General features: G+C 66.4%; 14 protein-coding genes. 4 read left to right on the forward strand and 10 right to left on the reverse strand.

Features of this window, described 5'->3' with window-relative positions:
* The first annotated feature begins 156 nt into the window (after positions 1–156).
* Genes QX094_RS04455 through QX094_RS04465 form a run of 3 tightly spaced genes read left to right on the forward strand, consistent with a single transcriptional unit; the run spans position 157 to position 4927 of the window.
* Positions 157–1632: an efflux transporter outer membrane subunit gene (locus QX094_RS04455; protein WP_315769200.1), complete on the forward strand. Its 1476-nt coding sequence runs from the start codon at positions 157–159 to the stop codon at positions 1630–1632.
* A 41-nt stretch (positions 1633–1673) separates the two neighbouring features.
* A complete protein-coding gene (locus QX094_RS04460; RefSeq protein WP_316184032.1) occupies positions 1674–2966 on the forward strand; it encodes an efflux RND transporter periplasmic adaptor subunit in 1293 nt (430 codons plus the stop codon).
* On the forward strand, positions 2966–4927 hold the full coding sequence (locus tag QX094_RS04465; protein WP_316184034.1) for a MacB family efflux pump subunit: 1962 nt from the start codon (positions 2966–2968) through the stop codon (positions 4925–4927). The genes QX094_RS04460 and QX094_RS04465 overlap by 1 nt, the downstream gene beginning before the upstream one ends.
* Positions 4928–4973: 46 nt before the next feature.
* Here QX094_RS04465 and QX094_RS04470 read toward each other — a convergent pair whose 3' ends face one another.
* Genes QX094_RS04470 through cyoA form a run of 7 tightly spaced genes read right to left on the reverse strand, consistent with a single transcriptional unit; the run spans position 4974 to position 11920 of the window.
* Positions 4974–5507 (reverse strand): response regulator transcription factor, encoded by a 534-nt coding sequence (locus tag QX094_RS04470; protein WP_316184035.1) that lies wholly within the window; start codon positions 5505–5507, stop codon positions 4974–4976.
* Positions 5497–6849 (reverse strand): ATP-binding protein, encoded by a 1353-nt coding sequence (locus QX094_RS04475; protein WP_316184036.1) that lies wholly within the window; start codon positions 6847–6849, stop codon positions 5497–5499. The genes QX094_RS04470 and QX094_RS04475 overlap by 11 nt, the downstream gene beginning before the upstream one ends.
* 46 nt (positions 6850–6895) lie before the next feature.
* On the reverse strand, positions 6896–7729 hold the full coding sequence (locus tag QX094_RS04480) for an SURF1 family protein (RefSeq protein ID WP_316184037.1): 834 nt from the start codon (positions 7727–7729) through the stop codon (positions 6896–6898).
* Positions 7729–8088 carry a cytochrome o ubiquinol oxidase subunit IV gene (cyoD, locus tag QX094_RS04485; RefSeq protein ID WP_315769206.1) on the reverse strand — a complete coding sequence of 120 codons (360 nt, stop codon included), beginning with the start codon at positions 8086–8088 and terminating at the stop codon, positions 7729–7731. Before cyoD ends, QX094_RS04480 begins: the two co-directional genes overlap by 1 nt.
* A complete protein-coding gene (cyoC, locus tag QX094_RS04490) occupies positions 8085–8714 on the reverse strand; it encodes a cytochrome o ubiquinol oxidase subunit III (protein WP_315752396.1) in 630 nt (209 codons plus the stop codon). The genes cyoD and cyoC overlap by 4 nt, the downstream gene beginning before the upstream one ends.
* Positions 8711–10720: a cytochrome o ubiquinol oxidase subunit I gene (gene cyoB, locus QX094_RS04495; protein WP_315769208.1), complete on the reverse strand. Its 2010-nt coding sequence runs from the start codon at positions 10718–10720 to the stop codon at positions 8711–8713. The genes cyoC and cyoB overlap by 4 nt, the downstream gene beginning before the upstream one ends.
* Before the next feature lie 24 nt (positions 10721–10744).
* Positions 10745–11920 (reverse strand): ubiquinol oxidase subunit II, encoded by a 1176-nt coding sequence (gene cyoA / locus QX094_RS04500; RefSeq protein ID WP_315769210.1) that lies wholly within the window; start codon positions 11918–11920, stop codon positions 10745–10747.
* Between the two features lie 154 nt (positions 11921–12074).
* On the opposite strand from cyoA, the gene QX094_RS04505 reads away from it, so the two are divergent.
* Positions 12075–13385 carry an MFS transporter gene (locus QX094_RS04505; protein ID WP_315769211.1) on the forward strand — a complete coding sequence of 437 codons (1311 nt, stop codon included), beginning with the start codon at positions 12075–12077 and terminating at the stop codon, positions 13383–13385.
* 4 nt (positions 13386–13389) lie between these two features.
* Here QX094_RS04505 and QX094_RS04510 read toward each other — a convergent pair whose 3' ends face one another.
* The 3 genes from QX094_RS04510 to QX094_RS04520 are packed head-to-tail and all read right to left on the reverse strand — an operon-like array spanning position 13390 to position 17660.
* On the reverse strand, positions 13390–15102 hold the full coding sequence (locus QX094_RS04510) for a thiamine pyrophosphate-binding protein (protein ID WP_315769213.1): 1713 nt from the start codon (positions 15100–15102) through the stop codon (positions 13390–13392).
* A 28-nt stretch (positions 15103–15130) separates the two neighbouring features.
* Positions 15131–16069, reverse strand: coding sequence for an AEC family transporter (locus tag QX094_RS04515; protein WP_315769215.1), 939 nt, complete (start codon positions 16067–16069; stop codon positions 15131–15133).
* A gap of 37 nt (positions 16070–16106) precedes the next feature.
* Positions 16107–17660 carry an AMP-binding protein gene (locus QX094_RS04520; protein WP_315713476.1) on the reverse strand — a complete coding sequence of 518 codons (1554 nt, stop codon included), beginning with the start codon at positions 17658–17660 and terminating at the stop codon, positions 16107–16109.
* Positions 17661–17681: the final 21 nt, after the last annotated feature.

Raw genomic sequence — 17681 nt, forward strand, 5'->3', positions numbered from 1 at the left:
TGTATTGTTAAGGCGGAAACATTTCTTCACGCGACTTAATCCTGCGCAATCGTTAACCTGCCTAGGCTCCGCGCATCAAACAAACACGGGGAAGTCCTGCGGCGTGGCCGACCAGCCGGCGCGGCCTCCTTTCGAACCGCGATAGTATCAGCCGCCGTGAAGCCCGTCCTGCTCGCACTCTGCCTCGCCACGCCGCTGCTCGCCGGCTGCGCCGTCGGCCCCGATTACGTGACGCCTGAGTTCGGCGTGCCGAAGCGCTGGAGCAGCGACCGCAATCGGCCGGCGCAGACGCTGAAGCTCGCGCAGTGGTGGCGCAACCTCAATGATGACCTGCTCGATCAACTGATCAGCGAGGCGGTTGCCGGCAATCTCGACGTCGCCGCCGCCAAGGCGCGCATCCGCGAGGCGCGGGCGACGCAGCGCCAGGCGGTCGGCGCGCTGTTTCCGTCCGTCAGCGGCACCGGCACGGCAACGGAGACCCGCAGCGCCGGCAGCTCGACGAGCGGCATCGCGATCGCTCCTACCACCTACAGCCAGTACCAGGCCGGCTTCGATTCGAGCTGGGAGCTGGATCTGTTCGGCGCCAACCGCCGTGCGGTCGAGGCGGCGACCTACGGCGTCGATGCCGCCGAGGACGATCTGCGCGCGACCTTGCTGACGCTGGTCGGCGACGTCGCCTCCAACTACATCGATGCCCGCGCCTACCAGGCGCGAGCGGCGCTGGCGCGGCGCACTGCCGCCTCGCAGCGCGAGACCGCGGCGCTGACCGAGCGCAAGCAGAATGCCGGCTCTGCCTCGGCCGTCGACACCGCCAAGGCGAGCGCGCTGGCCGCCAGCACCGAAGCAACCATCCCGACCTATGAGAGCAGCTATCAGCAGGCCGTGCATCGGCTCGGCGTCCTGCTCGGCCGCGACCCGACGGCCCTGAATCTCCGCCTGTCGCGCGCGGCGCCGATCCCATCGCCGCGCCTGCCGCTGCCGAAGGGCATCCCGGCCGACGTGCTGGTCATGCGGCCCGACGTGCGCAAGGCCGAACGGCAGCTCGCGCAGTTCACCGCGAAGATCGGCCAAGCCACCGCCGCGCTGTACCCGGATGTCAGCCTGACCGGCACGGTCTCGACCACGGCGCTGAAGCTCGGCGATCTCGGCAAGAGCTCGACGATCGGCTGGTCGATCGGCCCGAGCGTCTCGGTGCCGATCTTCAACGGCGGCAAGCTGCAGGCCGCCGTCGAGGTCGCGGAAGCGCAGCGTGACGAATACCACGTCGCCTGGCGCAGCGCGGTGCTGAGCGCGCTCGAAGACGTCGAAAACGCCATCGTCGGCCTCGGCCAGGAGCGCATCCGCATCCGCAGCCTGAGCGAGTCGGCCCGGCGCTATGGCGAAGCCGCGCGGCTGTCGCGCTCGCTCTACCAGACCGGCTCCAGCACCTTCCTCGACGTGCTCGATGCCGAGCGCTCGCAGTTCACCGCCGAGGACAACCTGCTCGCCAGCCGCGCTACGCTCGCGAAGAACTACGTGGCGCTGGCCAAGGCGCTGGGCGGCGGTTGGACCGCAGCGATCGACAGCTCGCTGCCCGAGGTCGTCGACAGCGGCACCGGCCCGCATCTCGCACAGGCCGTCGCGCCCAAATAATCTACGATCTGAACTTCAAAAAGTGCCTCCGAAGTGATCCGATGAACGCACCCTTATCCCACATGCCCCGACCGGTCGCGGTCGATGGCGGCCTCGCGCCGGCGCCGAAGCCGAAGCGGCCACGCCGCTGGCCGCTGCTGATCGCCGGAGCGCTCGTCGTTCTGGCCGCCGCGATCGTGCTGATCATGAGGCTGACCAGCAATCCCAACGCCAATCTCGTCACCGCACCCGTCACGACCGGCGACATCGAGCAGACCGTGCTCGCCACCGGCACGCTGAAGCCGGTCAAGCTCGTCGCGGTCGGTGCCCAGGCCTCGGGGCGCCTCGTCGCGCTCAACGTCAAGCTCGGCCAGAAAGTGAAGGCCGGCGACCTGATCGCCGAGATCGACTCGCTGACGCAACAGAACACGCTGCGCACCAACGAGGCGAGCCTGCGGAGCGTGCGGGCGCAGCGTGACGAGAAGGTCGCCACCCTGGCGCTGGCGGAGGCCAACCTGGCGCGGCAGCAGGTTACGCTGGCGCAGAAGGCGTCGTCGCGCGCCGACTACGACAGCGCCGAGGCGACCGCGAAGCAGACCCAGGCCCAGATCGCGCAGCTCGACGCGCAGATCGTCGAGGCCGAGGTGGCGATCGAGACCGCGCGCGTCAATCTCGGCTACACGAAGATCACGGCTCCGATCGACGGCACCGTGCTGTCGATCGTCACCCAGCAGGGCCAGACCGTGAATGCGGTGCAGTCGGCACCGACCATCGTCGTGCTCGGCCAGGTCGAGACGATGACCGTGCGGGTGGAGATTTCCGAGGCCGATGTCGTCAAGGTCAGGCCCGGACAGAACGTCTATTTCACCGTGCTGGGCGAGCCCGATCATCGGTACGAGGGCACGCTCGGATCGATCGAGCCGGCGCCCGAATCGATCAAGAGCGATTCGAGCTTCTCGTCGAGCACGACGACCACGTCGAGCAGCAGCTCGTCCTCGTCCACCACGTCCTCCGCGATCTACTACAACGGCGTGTTCGACATCGCCAATCCGGACGGGCGGCTGATGACCTACATGACGGCCGAGGTTCACATCCTGCTCGGCGAGGCCCGCAAGGTCCCGACCATTCCGTCGTCCGCGCTTGGCAACGCCAATCCCGATGGCAGCTACACGGTGCGCGTGCTGACCGGCGCAGGAACGCTGGAGAGGCGCACCATTCGCATCGGCCTCAACAACAAGATCCGGGCCGAGGTGCAGTCCGGCCTGCGCGAGGGCGAGCGGGTCGTCATCTCGACGCCCGACGAGGGACCGAAGCGAACCGTGATGCCGCCGCCGGCCTCCTCCGGAGGCCCGTGATGGCGGAGGTGCTGATCGATCTGCAGAACGTCGGGCGGTGCTACGCCTCCGGCGAAAGCGCCGTCCATGCCTTGCGCGGGGTCGACCTCCAAATCGCGCGCGGCGAGATGGTCGCCATCGTCGGGCAATCTGGCTCCGGCAAGTCGACGCTGATGAACATTCTGGGCTGCCTCGACCGCCCGACATCCGGCAGCTACCGGATCGCCGGCCGCGAGATGGGCTCGCTCGATCCGGACGAACTGGCGGCGTTGCGGCGCGAGCATTTCGGCTTCATCTTCCAGCGCTACCATCTGCTGGGCGAACTCAGCGCCGCCGACAATGCCGAGGTGCCTGCGGTCTATGCCGGGCTCGGCCCGGCGGCACGCCACCGCAAGGCCGAGGCGCTGCTGCAGCGGCTCGGCATGGGCAGCCGTACCGACCACAAGCCGGGTCAGCTCTCGGGCGGCCAGCAGCAGCGGGTCTCGATCGCCCGCGCGCTGGTCAACGATCCCGACGTGATCCTGGCCGACGAGCCGACCGGCGCGCTCGACCGCGCCAGCGGCGAGGAGGTGCTGCGCATCCTCGACGAGATCAGCGCCTCCGGGCGCACCGTCATCATCGTCACGCACGATCCGAGCGTCGCGCAGCGCGCCCGGCGCATCATCGAGATCGAGGACGGCCGCGTCATTTCCGACCGGCTCAATCCGCGGACTTCGGAACCCGCGCCAGCCGCAGCGACCGAAGACCACGCAGCGCAGGCGGCGTCGTGGTGGCGCAGCCAGCTCGACCGTTTCCGCGAGGCCGCGCGGATGGCACTGCTCGCCATGAATGCGCACCGGATGCGCGCATTCCTCACCATGCTCGGCATCATCATCGGCGTCGCCTCGGTCGTGCTGGTGCTGGCGCTCGGCAAGGGCTCGCAGGCCAAGGTGCTGAAGGACATCAACCGGCTCGGCACCAACACGCTGGAATTCTTTCCCGGCAAGGATTTCGGCGATACGCGCTCCAGCAAGATCAGGACGCTGGTGCTCGCCGATGCCAAGGTCATGGCGCAGCAGCCTTATGTCGATGCGATCTCGCCGACGGTCTCGACCACCAGCACGCTGCGGTTCGGCGCGATCGAGGTCAGCGCCCAGATCTCCGGCGTCGGCGAGCAGTATTTCCGGGTCAAGAACACCGAGCTTGCCGAAGGCAGCTATCTCGATGCCGATACCGTGCGCTCCTACGCCCAGGACGCCGTGATCGACGATAATGCGCGCAAGGCGCTGTTTCCCGATCCCGACGTCAGTCCGCTCGGCAGCGTGGTCCTGATCGGCAAGGTGCCCTGCCGCGTCGTCGGCATCACCAAGCAGCAGCAGGCCGGCTTCGGCTCCAGCTCCACGCCGATCGTGTACCTGCCCTACACGACCGTGCAGGCGCGCTTCCTCGGCAACCAGGTGCTGCGCAGCATCAGCGTCCGCGTCGACGAGGCGACGCCGATGGCGGCGGCCGAGCGTGCCGCAACGGCGCTGCTGACGGCGCGGCACAATGCCAAGGATTTCTTCGTCCTCAACACCGATGACATCCGCAAGACCGTCGAAAGCACGACGCAGGTGCTGACACTGCTGGTGGCGGCCATCGCCGTGATCTCGCTCTTGGTCGGCGGCATCGGGGTCATGAACATCATGCTGGTGTCGGTGTCGGAGCGCGTCGGCGAGATCGGGGTGCGCATGGCGGTCGGCGCCCGCCGCAGCGACATCCTGATGCAGTTCCTGATCGAGGCGGTGCTGGTCTGCCTGCTGGGCGGTGCGCTGGGCCTTGCGCTCGCGGTCGGCTTCGGCACGGTCTTCAACGCGCTCGACGTCGGCTTCCAGCTGATCTATTCGCCGCTCGCCATGGTCGGCGCCGCCGTCACGTCGATGGCGATCGGCATCGGCTTCGGCTACATGCCCGCCCGCAGCGCCTCGCGGCTCGATCCGGCAACGGCTCTGGCAAGGGAGTAGGTCGGAAAGAATGAGCTCCACTCCTCCGGACAACAACCGGATCGATCTACTTCACCGGGCGCTTCTCCAGCTTGCGCGCGAGCGTCCGGCGATGCATGCCGAGCCTCCTCGCAGCTTCGGAGATGTTGAAGTCGGTCTCGATCAGGGTCTGGTGGATGCGCTCCCATTCCAGGGTCTTGATCGAGGTGGAGCGCTCGGCCAGGGCCACTTGCGCATTGCCCTGCGCCTTGCGGAACGCCTCCTCGATGTCGTCGGTGTTCGACGGCTTGGCCAGATAGTGGCAGGCGCCGAGCTTGATCGCCTCGACAGCAGTGGCGATGCTGGCAAAGCCGGTCAGCACCACGATCAGCATCTCCGGATCGTGCGCATGCAGCTTCTCGACGCAGACGAGGCCGGAAGCGCCGCCGAGCTTGAGATCGACGACGGCATAGCCGAACGTCTTCTTCTCGAGGATCTCGTCGACGTCCTCGAGCGAGCCGGCGACGACGGCCTCGTAGCCGCGCCGTTCGAACGAGCGCTTCAGGGTGCGTGCAAAACCGTCATCGTCCTCGACGATCAGGAGGGACAGGTCATTCGCCATCGCGCTCTCCAATGACAAGCGTCGACAACGGCAGTGACAGCCGTACGGTCGCTCCACGTCCCCGGTGGTTCCAGGCGGAAACGCTGCCGCCCAGCTTGCGGATCACGTTGACCACCAGGAAAAGGCCCAGGCCGCGGCCCGGGCGGCCCTTGCTCGACTGATAGGGACGTCCGAGTTGCCCCAGCATCGCCGGATCAAAACCCGGCCCGCGATCGCTGACGCTGAGCAGCAGCTGATCACCATCTCGTTCGACCACGAACTCCACCCACTCGCGCGAGACTTCGAACGCGTTGTCGAGCACGTTGACGATCGCCTGCTTCAGGGCGACGTCGGAGACGATCGCCGGATCCGAGCCGAACTCGTTGCGGACCATCAGATTGCGCGCCGAGCGCGCCGCGCTCCATTCGGCGACCAGCGTCGTCAGGAACGCCTTCAACGTCGTGGGCGCCGAGCCTTCGCCGCGCGCCTGACCGGCCGAGACCAGGATGTCAGTGACGATCGACTTGCAGCGCTGCACCGCCGCTTCCATTTCGGTGAAATCCTCCGCGAGCGTCGGATCGGCAGAGATCGCGGTCATGCGGCGCCAATCGTTCAGGATGACCGAGATCGACGCCAGCGGCGTGCCGAGCTCATGCGCGGCGCCTGAGGCGAGCAGGCCCATGCGGATGATGTGATCCTGCTCGACGGCGTGCTGGCGCAGATCGGCGAGTTTGGCGTCACGCTCGCGCAGGTTCCGGTTGATGCGGGTGACGAAGACGACGAGCAGCACGGCGTCGAGCATGAAGCCGACGAACATGCCGGTGATGTGCAGGGTGAAGGCATCGCTGACATGATGCTGCGGCAGTTGCAGCGGGCGGTACTCGATGGTGAGCCAGATGAAGCTGAGCACCGTCAGCGCGACCAGCGACCAGGACGAGCGCGCGTCGAGCAGCACGGCCCCCAGCGTCACCTGCAGCAGATAGAGGCACGTGAACGGGTTCGACGCGCCGCCGGTGAGATAGAGCTCCGATGTCAACGCCACCACGTCGAGCATCAGCGCGATCAGCAAATGGCGATTGCCGACGTCGTCGCGCCTGCGCAGCCAGATATGGCTGGCGATGTTGAGCGCCACCAGCGCGCAGATGATCGCCGCCATCGGCAGCACCGGCAGCGCAATGCCGAACCAGGTGGTCACGAAGCCGATGGTGACGATCTGGCCGACCACGGCGATCCAGCGCAGCTGGATCAGCAGCACCATGTTCTTGCGGTTGGTCGCGTCCTTGGTCGGCAGCGGCGCGTTGATCTCGGGTGTGGCGATCGCGGCCACGACTCCGAACGGCAAATTGGGGGCCTCGCTGCTCATGAGGGCCCGTCCGATCTCCGCCGGCAGAACGGCAAGCGTCGATCGCTCAAGACGCCGTCCCGCATCCACCCATGTCCTGCCGCTGCTGATCCCATTCCACATCCTGCGCTGCCGGCGCGCTGGGCTCACGCTGCGCGCGGATGAGCCGCTGCAGCCCGGCGCCGGCCAGCATGAGGGCCAATGTAAACCAGGTCAGCGCGTAAACCAGATGGTTGTTCGGAAACGAGATCACGGTGAGTCCGCCGATTGGAAGTCCGCCGGGATTCGGGGTCGCATCGGCATCGACGAAGAATGGTGCGACGTCGGACAGACCGCGCGCCGCCGCGATCGCCGCGACGTCACGTGAATACCAGCGATTCCCCGCGGGATCGTTGTGGCGCAGGAAGCCGCCGCCAGGCTCGGAGATCCGCAGCAATCCGGTCACGCTTACCGTGCCATTCGGGTTCCCGGCGCTGCGGCTTGCGGGCGCGCGGCGATCCGCGGGCACGAAGCCACGATTGACGAGCACGGCGCCGCCGGCGGTCTGCAGCGGCGTCACCACCCAATAGCCGGAGCCCTCGACCGTCAGCGCCTGGACCAGCGTCTCGCGGTCGTTGAGGAAGCGGCCGCTCAACGTTATCAGCTTGTACTCGTCGCTGCTGCGATCGATGGCCGGCCAATCCGCCGGGCTCGGCGCCGGCACGGGCGCGGCATGAACGCGGCGCTCGACGCGATCGATCAGGTCGAGCTTCCAGGCCCGCCGCTCGATCTGCCAGACGCCCAGCGACAGCAGCATCGCGACGCAGGCAACCCACGCCGCAACGATCGCGAGCCGCAGCGCGCCGGATCGCCCGCGGCTGGCCTCGTCGCGTTCCCCTGCCCCGTCGGCAGGAGCTGACATCACGGCGTCTGGCCCATCTCGTGTACCGGCATCATGTTGGTGGTCAGGTGATGCATGACCCAGAGCGAGCCGCTGAGCGCGATCGCCACCATGATGATGGTGAAGATCAGCGCCATCATGGTCCAGCCGCCCTCGGCCTTGGTGTTCATGTGCAGGAAGAAGATCATGTGGACGACGACCTGCACGGCCGCGAATGCCATGATGATCAGCGCCGTGGCCTGCTTGTCGAGCGAGCCGTTCATGACCAGCAGAAACGGAATCGCCGTCAGGACGACGGAGGCGCCGAAGCCGATCAGTTGGCCCGAGCGCGTGCCGGCATGGTCGTCCGCCGAACCGTGCGCGTGTGCATCAGAGCTCATCGAAGCATCCCCATCAGATAGACGAAGGTGAAGACACCAATCCAGATCACGTCGAGGAAGTGCCAGAACATGCTGAGGCAGACCAGCCGGCGGCGGTTAGCCTCGATCAGGCCGTGGGTCCCGACCTGCACCATCAGGGTGACCAGCCAGACCAGACCGAACGTCACATGCAGGCCGTGGGTTCCAACCAGCGTGAAGAACGACGATAGGAAGGCGCTGCGCTGCGGCGTCGCGCCCTCATGGATCATGTGCGCGAACTCGGTCAGCTCGATGCCGAGAAAGGCGAGGCCGAACAGCCCGGTCACCACGAGCCAGGCCTGCATCGCGCCAATGCGGTTCCGCTGCATCGACAGCATCGCGAAGCCATAGGTGAGCGACGACAGCAGCAGGAACGAGGTGTTGACCGCGACCAGCGACAGGTCGAACAGATCCTTCGGCGCCGGCCCGGCGGCGTACCTGGCGCCGAGCACGCCATAGACGGCAAACAGGATCGCAAAGATGAGACAGTCGCTCATCAGATAGATCCAGAAGCCGAGCATCGTGCTGCTGCCTTCGGGATGCTCGTGCTCGTCGACGACATAGAAGACCGGCTCCCCGGCCTTCATCGTGCCCATCGCAACGGTCATGACTTGGCTCCTGCCACGAGCAGCTTGGTGCGCGCGCGCTCGACGCTTATGACCTCATCGGCCGGGATGTGGAAGCTGCGGTGATAGTTGAAGGTGTGGCCGATCGCGACCGCGAGCAGCGCGACGAAGCTGCCTGCCGCCATCCACCACATGTACCAGATCAGTCCGAATGCCATGGTGGTGCTGAGGCCCGCCAGAATCATGCCGGTACCGGTGTTGCTCGGCATGTGGATCGCCTTGAAGCCGGCGAGCGGACGCGCGTAACCGCGGCGCTTCATGTCCCACCAGGCGTCGTTGTCGTGGACGACGGGCGTGAAGGCGAAGTTGTAGGCCGGCGGCGGCGACGACGTCGCCCATTCCAGGGTGCGCGCATTCCAGGGATCGCCGGAGACGTCGGCGAGCTGCTCGCGGCGGAGGATGCTGACCGCGATCTGGATCAGGAAGCTCGCGATGCCCAGCAGGATCAGGAACGCGCCGATGCCGGCGATGATGAACCATATCTGCAGGCTCGGATCGTCGAAGATGCGCAGCCGACGGGTCACGCCCATCAGGCCGAGCACGTAGAGCGGCATGAAGGCGAAGTAGAAGCCCACCGTCCAGAACCAGAACGACATCTTGCCCCAGAACGGATCGAGCCTGAAGCCGAACGCCTTGGGGAACCAGTAGGCGATGCCGGCGAACAGGCCGAACAGCACGCCGCCGATGATCACGTTGTGGAAATGCGCGACCAGGAACAGGCTGTTGTGCAAGACGAAGTCGGCCGGCGGCACTGCAAGCAGCACGCCGGTCATGCCGCCGATCACAAAGGTCAGCATGAAGGCGACCGTCCACATCATCGGCAGCTCGAAGCGGATGCGGCCGCGATACATCGTGAACAGCCAGTTGAACATCTTCGCGCCGGTCGGGATCGAGATGATCATCGTGGTGATGCCGAAGAACGAGTTCACGCTGGCGCCGGAGCCCATCGTGAAGAAGTGGTGCAGCCAGACCAGGTAGGACAGGATGGTGATGACGACGGTGGCGTAGACCATCGAGGTGTAGCCGAACAGCCGCTTGCCCGAGAAGGTCGAGGTCACCTCGGAGAAGATGCCGAAGGCCGGCAGGATGAGGATGTAGACCTCCGGATGGCCCCAGATCCAGATGAGGTTGACATACATCATCGGATCGCCGCCGAAATCATTGGTGAAGAAGTTGGTTCCGACGTAGCGATCGAGCGACAGCAGCGCCAGCACCGCCGTCAGCACCGGGAAGGAGGCGACGATCAGCACGTTGGTGCACAGCGAGGTCCAGGTGAAGACTGGCATCTTCATCATGGTCATGCCGGGCGCACGCATTTTCACGATCGTGCAGATCAGGTTGACGCCGGACAACAGCGTACCGACGCCGGCGACCTGCAGGGCCCAGATGTAATAGTCGACGCCGACATCCGGACTGTAGGAGAGGTTCGACAACGGCGGATAGGCCAGCCAGCCGGTGCGCGCGAACTCGCCGACGAACAGCGAGCACATCACCAGAACGGCGCCCGACGTGGTCATCCAGAAGCTGAAATTGTTGAGGAACGGGAACGACACGTCGCGGGCGCCGATCTGCAGCGGCACAACGTAGTTCATCAGGCCGGTGACCAAAGGCATCGCCACGAAGAAGATCATGATCACGCCGTGCGCCGTGAACACCTGATCATAGTGGTGCGAGTTGAGATAACCTTCGGAGCCGTTGAACGCGATCGCCTGCTGAAGGCGCATCATCAGCGCATCGGCGAAGCCGCGCAGCAGCATGACGATGCCGAGCACCATGTACATGATTCCGATGCGCTTGTGGTCGACGGTCGTGAACCACTCCTTCCAGAGATAGCCCCACAGCCGGAAATAGGTGATGGCGCCGAACAGCGTGAGGCCGCCGAGCGCGACCATCGCGAAGGTGCCGACGATGATCGGCTCGTGCAACGGCAGCGACTCCAGCGTCAGCCGGCCGAAGATGAACCTGGTGAGATTGGCAGTGTCGAACATGATGTGACCCTCACGAATCCGACGTCACGAATCCGATTTGGAGGTTGTCCCCGTGATGAAGGTGGCCTTGGACGGCCGCAGCAGGCCGGGCCGCTCCAATCCACGGCCCTGCAGCGGCGTCCAGTCGAGCGGCGCCAGGACCGTCGGCGAGGAATCGTCGGCCATCCGCGTGACCTGATCGCCCGGCAGGCAGACGCCGCCGGCAACGAAGCTCGGCTCGGCGCCGAACACGGCGCCGCGGCCGGCGAACTTGTCGTAGGCGAGCGGCAGCGTGTTGCGGACGCCGGCCATGCCCATGCCGCCTCTCGCGTCGATCGCCATCATCTCGCTCATGCACATCTTGCCGGGCTCGACGCACATGTTGAGGACGGCGCGAAACAGGTCGCTATCCACCGATGCGTAGTAGCGGACCGGCTCGTTCGCGCTGGGACGCTCCAGCTTGAGATAGTCCGGCTTGCCAAGCTCGGCGCCGCTGGCCTTGGCCTTCTCGATCCAACCGGCGAATTCGACGTCAGACAGGCCATGAAAGGCAAAGCGCATGCCGGAGAAGCCGGCGCCGCTGTAGTTCGCCGAGAAGCCGCGATAGACGCCGGGCTTGTTGATGATGGCGTGCAGCCGGCTCTGCATGCCCGGCATCGCATAGATCTGGCCGGCGAGCGCGGGGATGTAGAACGAGTTCATCACCGACGACGAGGTGATCCTGAAATCGAGCGGCCGGTTCACCGGCGCCGCAAGCTCGTTGAGGCTGGCGATGCCATATTCGGGATAGATGAACAGCCACTTCCAATCGAGCGCGACGACGTCGACCTCGAGCGGCTTGTCCTGCGGCGTCACCGCGCGCTCGGCGGAGATGCGTCCGAGCGTGCGATAGGGATCGAGCAGATGCGTGCCCATCCACGTCACCGCGCCCAGGCAGATGATGATCAGCAGCGGCGCCGCCCAGATCAGAAGCTCGAGCTGGGTGGAGTGATCCCAATCCGGCGTGTAGGCCGCCGCCTGGTTCGACTGGCGGTAGCGCCAGGCCACGATGGCGGTTGCGGCCATCACCGGCACCACGATCAGCAGCATCAGCACAGTTGCGATGATCACGAGATCGCGCTGCTGGGCGGCCACGTCACCGGAGGGCGAGAGCACGACCAGATTGCAGCCTCCGAGCGCGAGCCCCAGCGGCAGCAGTGCCAAGAATTTCCAGTAACGCACGCTTAACCTCGTCGCACGGCGGATCTCTGAACGAGGCCTCACGTAGCGACCGGACGACACGGCCGACATTGGACAATTTGTCCAATACCGGAGCGGCGCCGAGGACGACAATTACGGGGCAACAATAGAGTATGAGAGGACTGCAGGCAGCGCGATGACACAGGCAGCGGCGACCGCCGACGGCGAAACCCAACTCTCCCGCACGCATGAGGCGCATCCGGGCGAGATCGCGATCGGCGTGATCATCGGGCGCACGTCGGAATTCTTCGACTTCTTCGTCTATGCCATCGCCTCGGTGATCGTGTTTCCGCGCCTCGTGTTTCCGTTCGCCGACGAGCTGACGCAGACCCTGTATTCGTTCGCGCTGTTCGCGCTCGCCTTCATCGCACGCCCGTTCGGCAGCGTGATCTTCATGGCGATCGACCGCCGCTACGGCAAGAGCGCCAAGCTGATCACCGCATTGTTCCTGCTCGGCACCTCGACCGTCGCGATCGCGTTCCTGCCGAGCTACCACACCGTCGGCGCCGCGGCGATCTGGCTGCTGGCGCTGGCGCGGATCGGCCAGGGCCTCGCCTGGGGCGGCGCCTGGGACGGGCTGGCGTCGCTGCTCGCCATGAATGCGCCGGAGCACCGGCGCGGCTGGTATGCGATGATCCCGCAGCTCGGCGCGCCGCTCGGGCTGATCGTCGCCAGCGTGCTGTTCGCGTTCTTCGTCGGTTATCTCTCCGCGGCCGACTTCTTCGACTGGGGCTGGCGCTACCCGTTTTTCGTGGCGTTTGCCATCAACGTCGTGGCGCTGTTCGCGCGGCTGCGCATGGTGGTGACGCCGGAATATGACGAGCTGTTCCAGTCGCGCGAATTGCAGCCGGCACGCGTCATCACCACGATTCGGCACGAGGGCCGCAACATCGTGATCGGCGCCTTCGCGCCGCTGGCGAGCTTCGCGCTGTTCCACATGGTGACGGTGTTTCCGCTGTCCTGGGTGTTCCTGTTCACCAAGGAGACCCCGGCGCGCTTCCTGATCATCGAGGCCGTCGGCGCGGTGTTCGGCGTCGTCGCGATCGTGGTGTCCGGCATGCTGGCCGACCGCATCGGGCGCAAGTCGCTCCTGATCAGCTCGGCGATCGCGATCGCGGTGTTCTCCGGCTTCGCTCCGCAACTGCTCGACGCCGGCCCGGTCGGCGAGACCATCTACATGGTGCTCGGCTTCATCCTGCTCGGCCTGTCGTTCGGCCAGTCCTCGGGCGCGATCGCCGCCAACTTCGCGCGCACCTATCGCTACACGGCCTCGGCGCTCACCGCCGACCTCGCCTGGCTGTTCGGCGCCGGCTTCGCGCCGCTGGCGGCATTGGTGCTGGCGGCCAATCTCGGCCTGCTGTCGGCCGGCGGCTATCTCTTGTCCGGCGCCGTCTGCACCCTGCTCGCGCTGTGGCTCAGCGCGCCGCGCCAACTGCAGCAGGTGTGAGGCCTCACGAGCCGCGCCACTTCCGTTCCGCCTCGTCCCACGCAGCAAGCGGCTGCAGGTCCGGCACCCAGGCGAGTCCTGTCTTGGCATCCGACGACACCGCTTCCGGCGTGACGACCATGTCGAGCAGCGCCGGGCGGTTGGCCAGCGCGCGCTGGATCGCGGGGCCGAGCTGCTCCTCGGTCTCGACGCGCTCGGCATGCATGCCGAAGGCGCGCGCCATCGCCGCGTGATCGGCAAATTGCAGCCTGGTGCCGACCACCTTGCCATGTGTCACCGCCTGGTCGTGCACCTCGATCTGCCAGGCGCCATTGTTGGCGACGACGATCAGCACCGGCGCCTTGTGGCGGACGGCGGTGTCGACCTCGATCGCGTTGAAGCCGAAGGCACCGTCGCCGGTCGCGACCACCACCGGCTTGTCTGGATAGGCCAGGCTCGCGGCAATGCCATAGGGCACGCCGATGCCGATACAGCCGAACGGGCCGGGATCGAGCATCAGGGGCGCGCTCAGGCCGACGCGGGCAAAGGACAGGAAATCGCCGCCGTCGGCGATGACCACGGCGTCGTTGCCGATCGCGTCCTGGATGGCCGAGAGCACACGATTCGGATGCAACCGGCCGTCGGAGCCGGCCGGCGCCGTCGCCATGCTCTGCTTCAGCTTCGTGGCACGCTCCTGATGCGCCGCCCGCAGTCTTGCAGCCCATTGCCGATCGACAGCCGACTCGCGGTTGCCCGCCAGCCCCACCATCGCGCGCAAGGTCTCCGCTGGTGTCGCCAGGATCTCGGCCGCACCGCGGCGGTTGTCGCGCAGCTCGCTGGCGATGTCGCTGATGCGGACGAATTTGGCGTCCTTGAACACAGCCGGGGAGCCGTAGGCGAGCTGGAAGTCGAGCCGGCGGCCGACCGTCAGCACGACGTCGGCATCGCCCATCACGGCGCCGCGCATCGCGCCGACAACAGACGGATGATCGTGGGGCACCAGCCCCCTGCTCTCACCGGTGTCGAGATAGACCGCACCGAGCCGGTCGAGCAGCGCGATCAGCTCCGGGCCGGCGCCACGCGCGCCGCGGCCGGAGATGACGAGCACGCGGCGCGCCGACCACAACAGCTCGACCGCCTTCTCGACCTCGGCCGGATCCGGCCGCATCGCCGCCCGCGGCTTCGGTGCGAGATGCTCCTCCAGTTGCAGCGCCTTGGGCACGATGCCGCGCAAAGTATCCACCGGGAAATCGATGAAAACGGGCCCGGGCTCGCCGCCGTCGCCGAAGGCGCGGGAGATCGCCTCGTCGAGCTCCTGCAGCACCAGCGACGGTTCCCGCACGGTGCGCGCATAGCGCGTGATCGAGCGCACCAGCTGGGTGTGATCCATGTCCTGCAGGCCGCCGCGGTTCTCCTGCGGCCGCGGATTGCCGCCCGAGATCACCAGCACCGGCGCGCGCGAGACATGGGCATTGGCGATGCCGGTGATCGCGTTGGTCATGCCCGGCCCGGCGGTGACCAGCGCGACGCCGAGCTCGCCGGTGAGCTCCGTATGCGCCTGCGCCATGTGCACGGCGGCGCGCTCGTCGCGCACGTCGATGATGCCGATGCCTTCCGCGTCCAGCCGCATCCAGATCGGCATGATGTGGCCGCCGCACAGCGCGAACACGCGGCTGACGCCGCGGCGCTTGAGCAGGCGGGCGATCAGATCGGCGGCACTGTCGGGAGAGATCTTCATCTGACGACTCCTGCGGATGGTGACGTGATCAGCCCGGCGCAAGCCAGGCCACGAGCAGCGAGACAGTGAGGACGGCGAAGATGTGCGAAACGAGAATCGAGCCGGAGGTGACGCCGGCCTCCAGGCCGTGGAGCTTGGCGATCGTGAATGGTCCCGAGCCGATCGGCAGCGCGCTCAGGATCACGGCCGAATGCGACCACAGCGGCGGCATCGAGAACACGTAAAAGGCGAGCAGCGCGGTCACCGCCGGCTGCATCACGAGCTTCAGCGAGACGAGGATGGCGATCGAGGTCGCATCGCGCGTCGCGACGCGCTCCTGTGCCAGGAACAGCCCGATGCAGACCAGCGCGGCCGGCGAGGCTGCGCCGCCGAGCAAGGTCGTGAAGCTGAGGAACGGCGCCGGCAGCGAGAATCCGCTGAGGCCGACCGCGAGCCCGGCGACGGGCGCGATGAACAACGGGCTGGTCAGCAGCGAACGCGCCACCTTGGCGACCGTCGCGCCCAGCGTGGCGCCCTTCTGCAGATCCATCTCGACGACCACGATCGCGAACAGGAACAGCACGCAGGCCGTGAACAGGGTGGCGATGATCGAGGCCGGCGCGCTGTCCGGACCGAACACCAGGAGGCACATCGGAATGCCCATGAAGCCGACATTGCTGTAGCCGGCGTCCAGCCCCTCGATGCTGGCGTTCGCAATGCGCCGGCCGCGCAGACGGCTGATCACGAAGCCGGTCGCGAAGGTCGCGGCGATGCCGCCGCAGAACGCGCCGATGAAGCCGAACTGGCTGACCTGCTCGACGCCGATCTTGGACATCGCGGTGAAGATCAGCGCCGGCAGCGCCAGATAGACGGCAAAACGGTTGAGATTGTCGGTCGCGGTGCGATCGAACACGCCGAACCAGCCACACAGGAATCCGGTCAGAATCAGCGCGAAGATCGGAAGGGCGGAATTGAGGACGGCCTGCATCGCAACTACATATCAGACCGTAAGCCATTGCAGCGACTCACTGCGAGAATCTCTTCTTCAGCTCGCGATGCAGGATCTTGCCCGTCGCGTTGCGCGGCATCTCGGCGTCGGTGATGAAGGCGTAGGAGCGCGGCCGCTTGAAGCCGGCGAGCCGTTCTTTCGCCCATTCGGCCAGATCGCCCTCCTTCACCGCCATGCCGTCGCGCGGCACGATCACGGCATGAACGCGCTCGCCCCATTTGTCGTCGGGCAGGCCGATCACGGCGATGTCCTTGACACCAGGATGCGCGCCGACCTGCGCTTCGACCTCGGAGGGATAGATGTTCTCGCCGCCCGAGATGATCATGTTGCTCTTGCGGTCGGCGAGATGGATGTAGCCGTCGGCATCGCGGCGCGCCATGTCGCCGACCGAGCAATAGTCACCGCGGAACGCCTCCGCGGTCTTCTCCGGCAGGCGCCAATAGCAGTCGAAGGTGTGCGCGTTCGACGAATAGAGCTCGCCCGCCTCGCCGTCCGGCACCTCGTGGCCGGCCTCGTCGAGGATGCGGATCGGTGCGGCGCCGACACACTCGCGCCCGACCGAGCCGGGCTTGGTAAACTGCTCATGCGGATGCAGCATGGTGACCCAGCCAGTCTCGGTCGCCCCATACAGCTCATAGAGCCCGGACTTCGGAAACATCTCCATCACCTCGCGCTTGGTCTCCGGGCGCGCCGGCGCCGAGGAGATCATCAGCTTGGTGACGGCGCTGAAATCATGCTGCGCGCGCACCGCGCGCGGCAGATCCAGCATCATGATGTAGTGAGTCGGCACCAGCGACGTGAACGTGGAGCCGCCATCGGCAAGCGTCGTCACGGCGTGCTCGGGATCGAAACTCTTGCGCGAATAGATCGAGTTGACGCCGCCGATATAGCCGAACGCGCCGAAGAAGTTCAGCGAATTGGCATGGCACATCGGCATCACCAGCAGCGCGCCGTCGTTGCGGCTCAGCTTCAGTTCGATCTCGGTGACCATCGACAAGAGGACGGCGCTGCGATGGCTGCGCAGCACGCCCTTGGGCTTGCCGGTGGTGCCCGAGGTGTACATCAACGTCCAGGGATCGGACAGCGCGACCTGCTGGTCCGGCTCGCGGTCCGCAGCCGCGGCGATGACGTCCTCGTAGCCGCGATAGCCTGCCGGACGCGGCCTGGTGCCAAAGTGGATGAAGCGGTCGTCGGCGATGCCAAGATCCTTGCGCGTCTCCTCGACCAGGCCCACGAGTTCGTCCTGCACGATGACAGCGGCCGCTTCGGCATTCTGCACGATGAACTGCATCTCGGGCGCGGTGAGGCGGAAATTGATCGGCAGCGCCACCAGGCCGGCCTTGGCCGTGGCTGCATAGATCTCGCACCATTCGACACAATTGTAGGCAAGGATCGCAACCCGATCGCCCTTGGCAAGGCCGAGCCCGAGCAGCGCGTTTGCGAGCCGGCACGCGCGCTCGTTCCACAGCGCAAAGCTCATCGCACGTTCGAGATCTCGGGCACCGGTGCGCTCCGGCGACATGCGCGCATGGGCCGACAGCATCTGCCCGAAATTCAAGAGATCCCTCATCGTCGTTTCCTCCCGGCAACC

This window comes from Bradyrhizobium sp. SZCCHNS1050, assembly GCF_032484785.1.
Classification (GTDB): domain Bacteria; phylum Pseudomonadota; class Alphaproteobacteria; order Rhizobiales; family Xanthobacteraceae; genus Bradyrhizobium.

What these genes read in the sequence shown, in the direction of transcription:
- QX094_RS04460 (WP_316184032.1), top strand. Translation starts at nt 1,674, where the DNA reads ATGAACGCACCCTTATCCCACATGCCCCGACCGGTCGCGGTCGATGGC.
- QX094_RS04465 (WP_316184034.1), top strand. Translation starts at nt 2,966, where the DNA reads ATGGCGGAGGTGCTGATCGATCTGCAGAACGTCGGGCGGTGCTACGCC.
- QX094_RS04470 (WP_316184035.1), bottom strand. Translation starts at nt 5,507, where the DNA reads ATGGCGAATGACCTGTCCCTCCTGATCGTCGAGGACGATGACGGTTTT.
- QX094_RS04475 (WP_316184036.1), bottom strand. Translation starts at nt 6,849, where the DNA reads ATGAGCAGCGAGGCCCCCAATTTGCCGTTCGGAGTCGTGGCCGCGATC.
- QX094_RS04480 (WP_316184037.1), bottom strand. Translation starts at nt 7,729, where the DNA reads ATGTCAGCTCCTGCCGACGGGGCAGGGGAACGCGACGAGGCCAGCCGC.
- cyoD (WP_315769206.1), bottom strand. Translation starts at nt 8,088, where the DNA reads ATGAGCTCTGATGCACACGCGCACGGTTCGGCGGACGACCATGCCGGC.
- cyoC (WP_315752396.1), bottom strand. Translation starts at nt 8,714, where the DNA reads ATGACCGTTGCGATGGGCACGATGAAGGCCGGGGAGCCGGTCTTCTAT.
- cyoB (WP_315769208.1), bottom strand. Translation starts at nt 10,720, where the DNA reads ATGTTCGACACTGCCAATCTCACCAGGTTCATCTTCGGCCGGCTGACG.
- QX094_RS04505 (WP_315769211.1), top strand. Translation starts at nt 12,075, where the DNA reads ATGACACAGGCAGCGGCGACCGCCGACGGCGAAACCCAACTCTCCCGC.
- QX094_RS04510 (WP_315769213.1), bottom strand. Translation starts at nt 15,102, where the DNA reads ATGAAGATCTCTCCCGACAGTGCCGCCGATCTGATCGCCCGCCTGCTC.
- QX094_RS04515 (WP_315769215.1), bottom strand. Translation starts at nt 16,069, where the DNA reads ATGCAGGCCGTCCTCAATTCCGCCCTTCCGATCTTCGCGCTGATTCTG.
- QX094_RS04520 (WP_315713476.1), bottom strand. Translation starts at nt 17,660, where the DNA reads ATGAGGGATCTCTTGAATTTCGGGCAGATGCTGTCGGCCCATGCGCGC.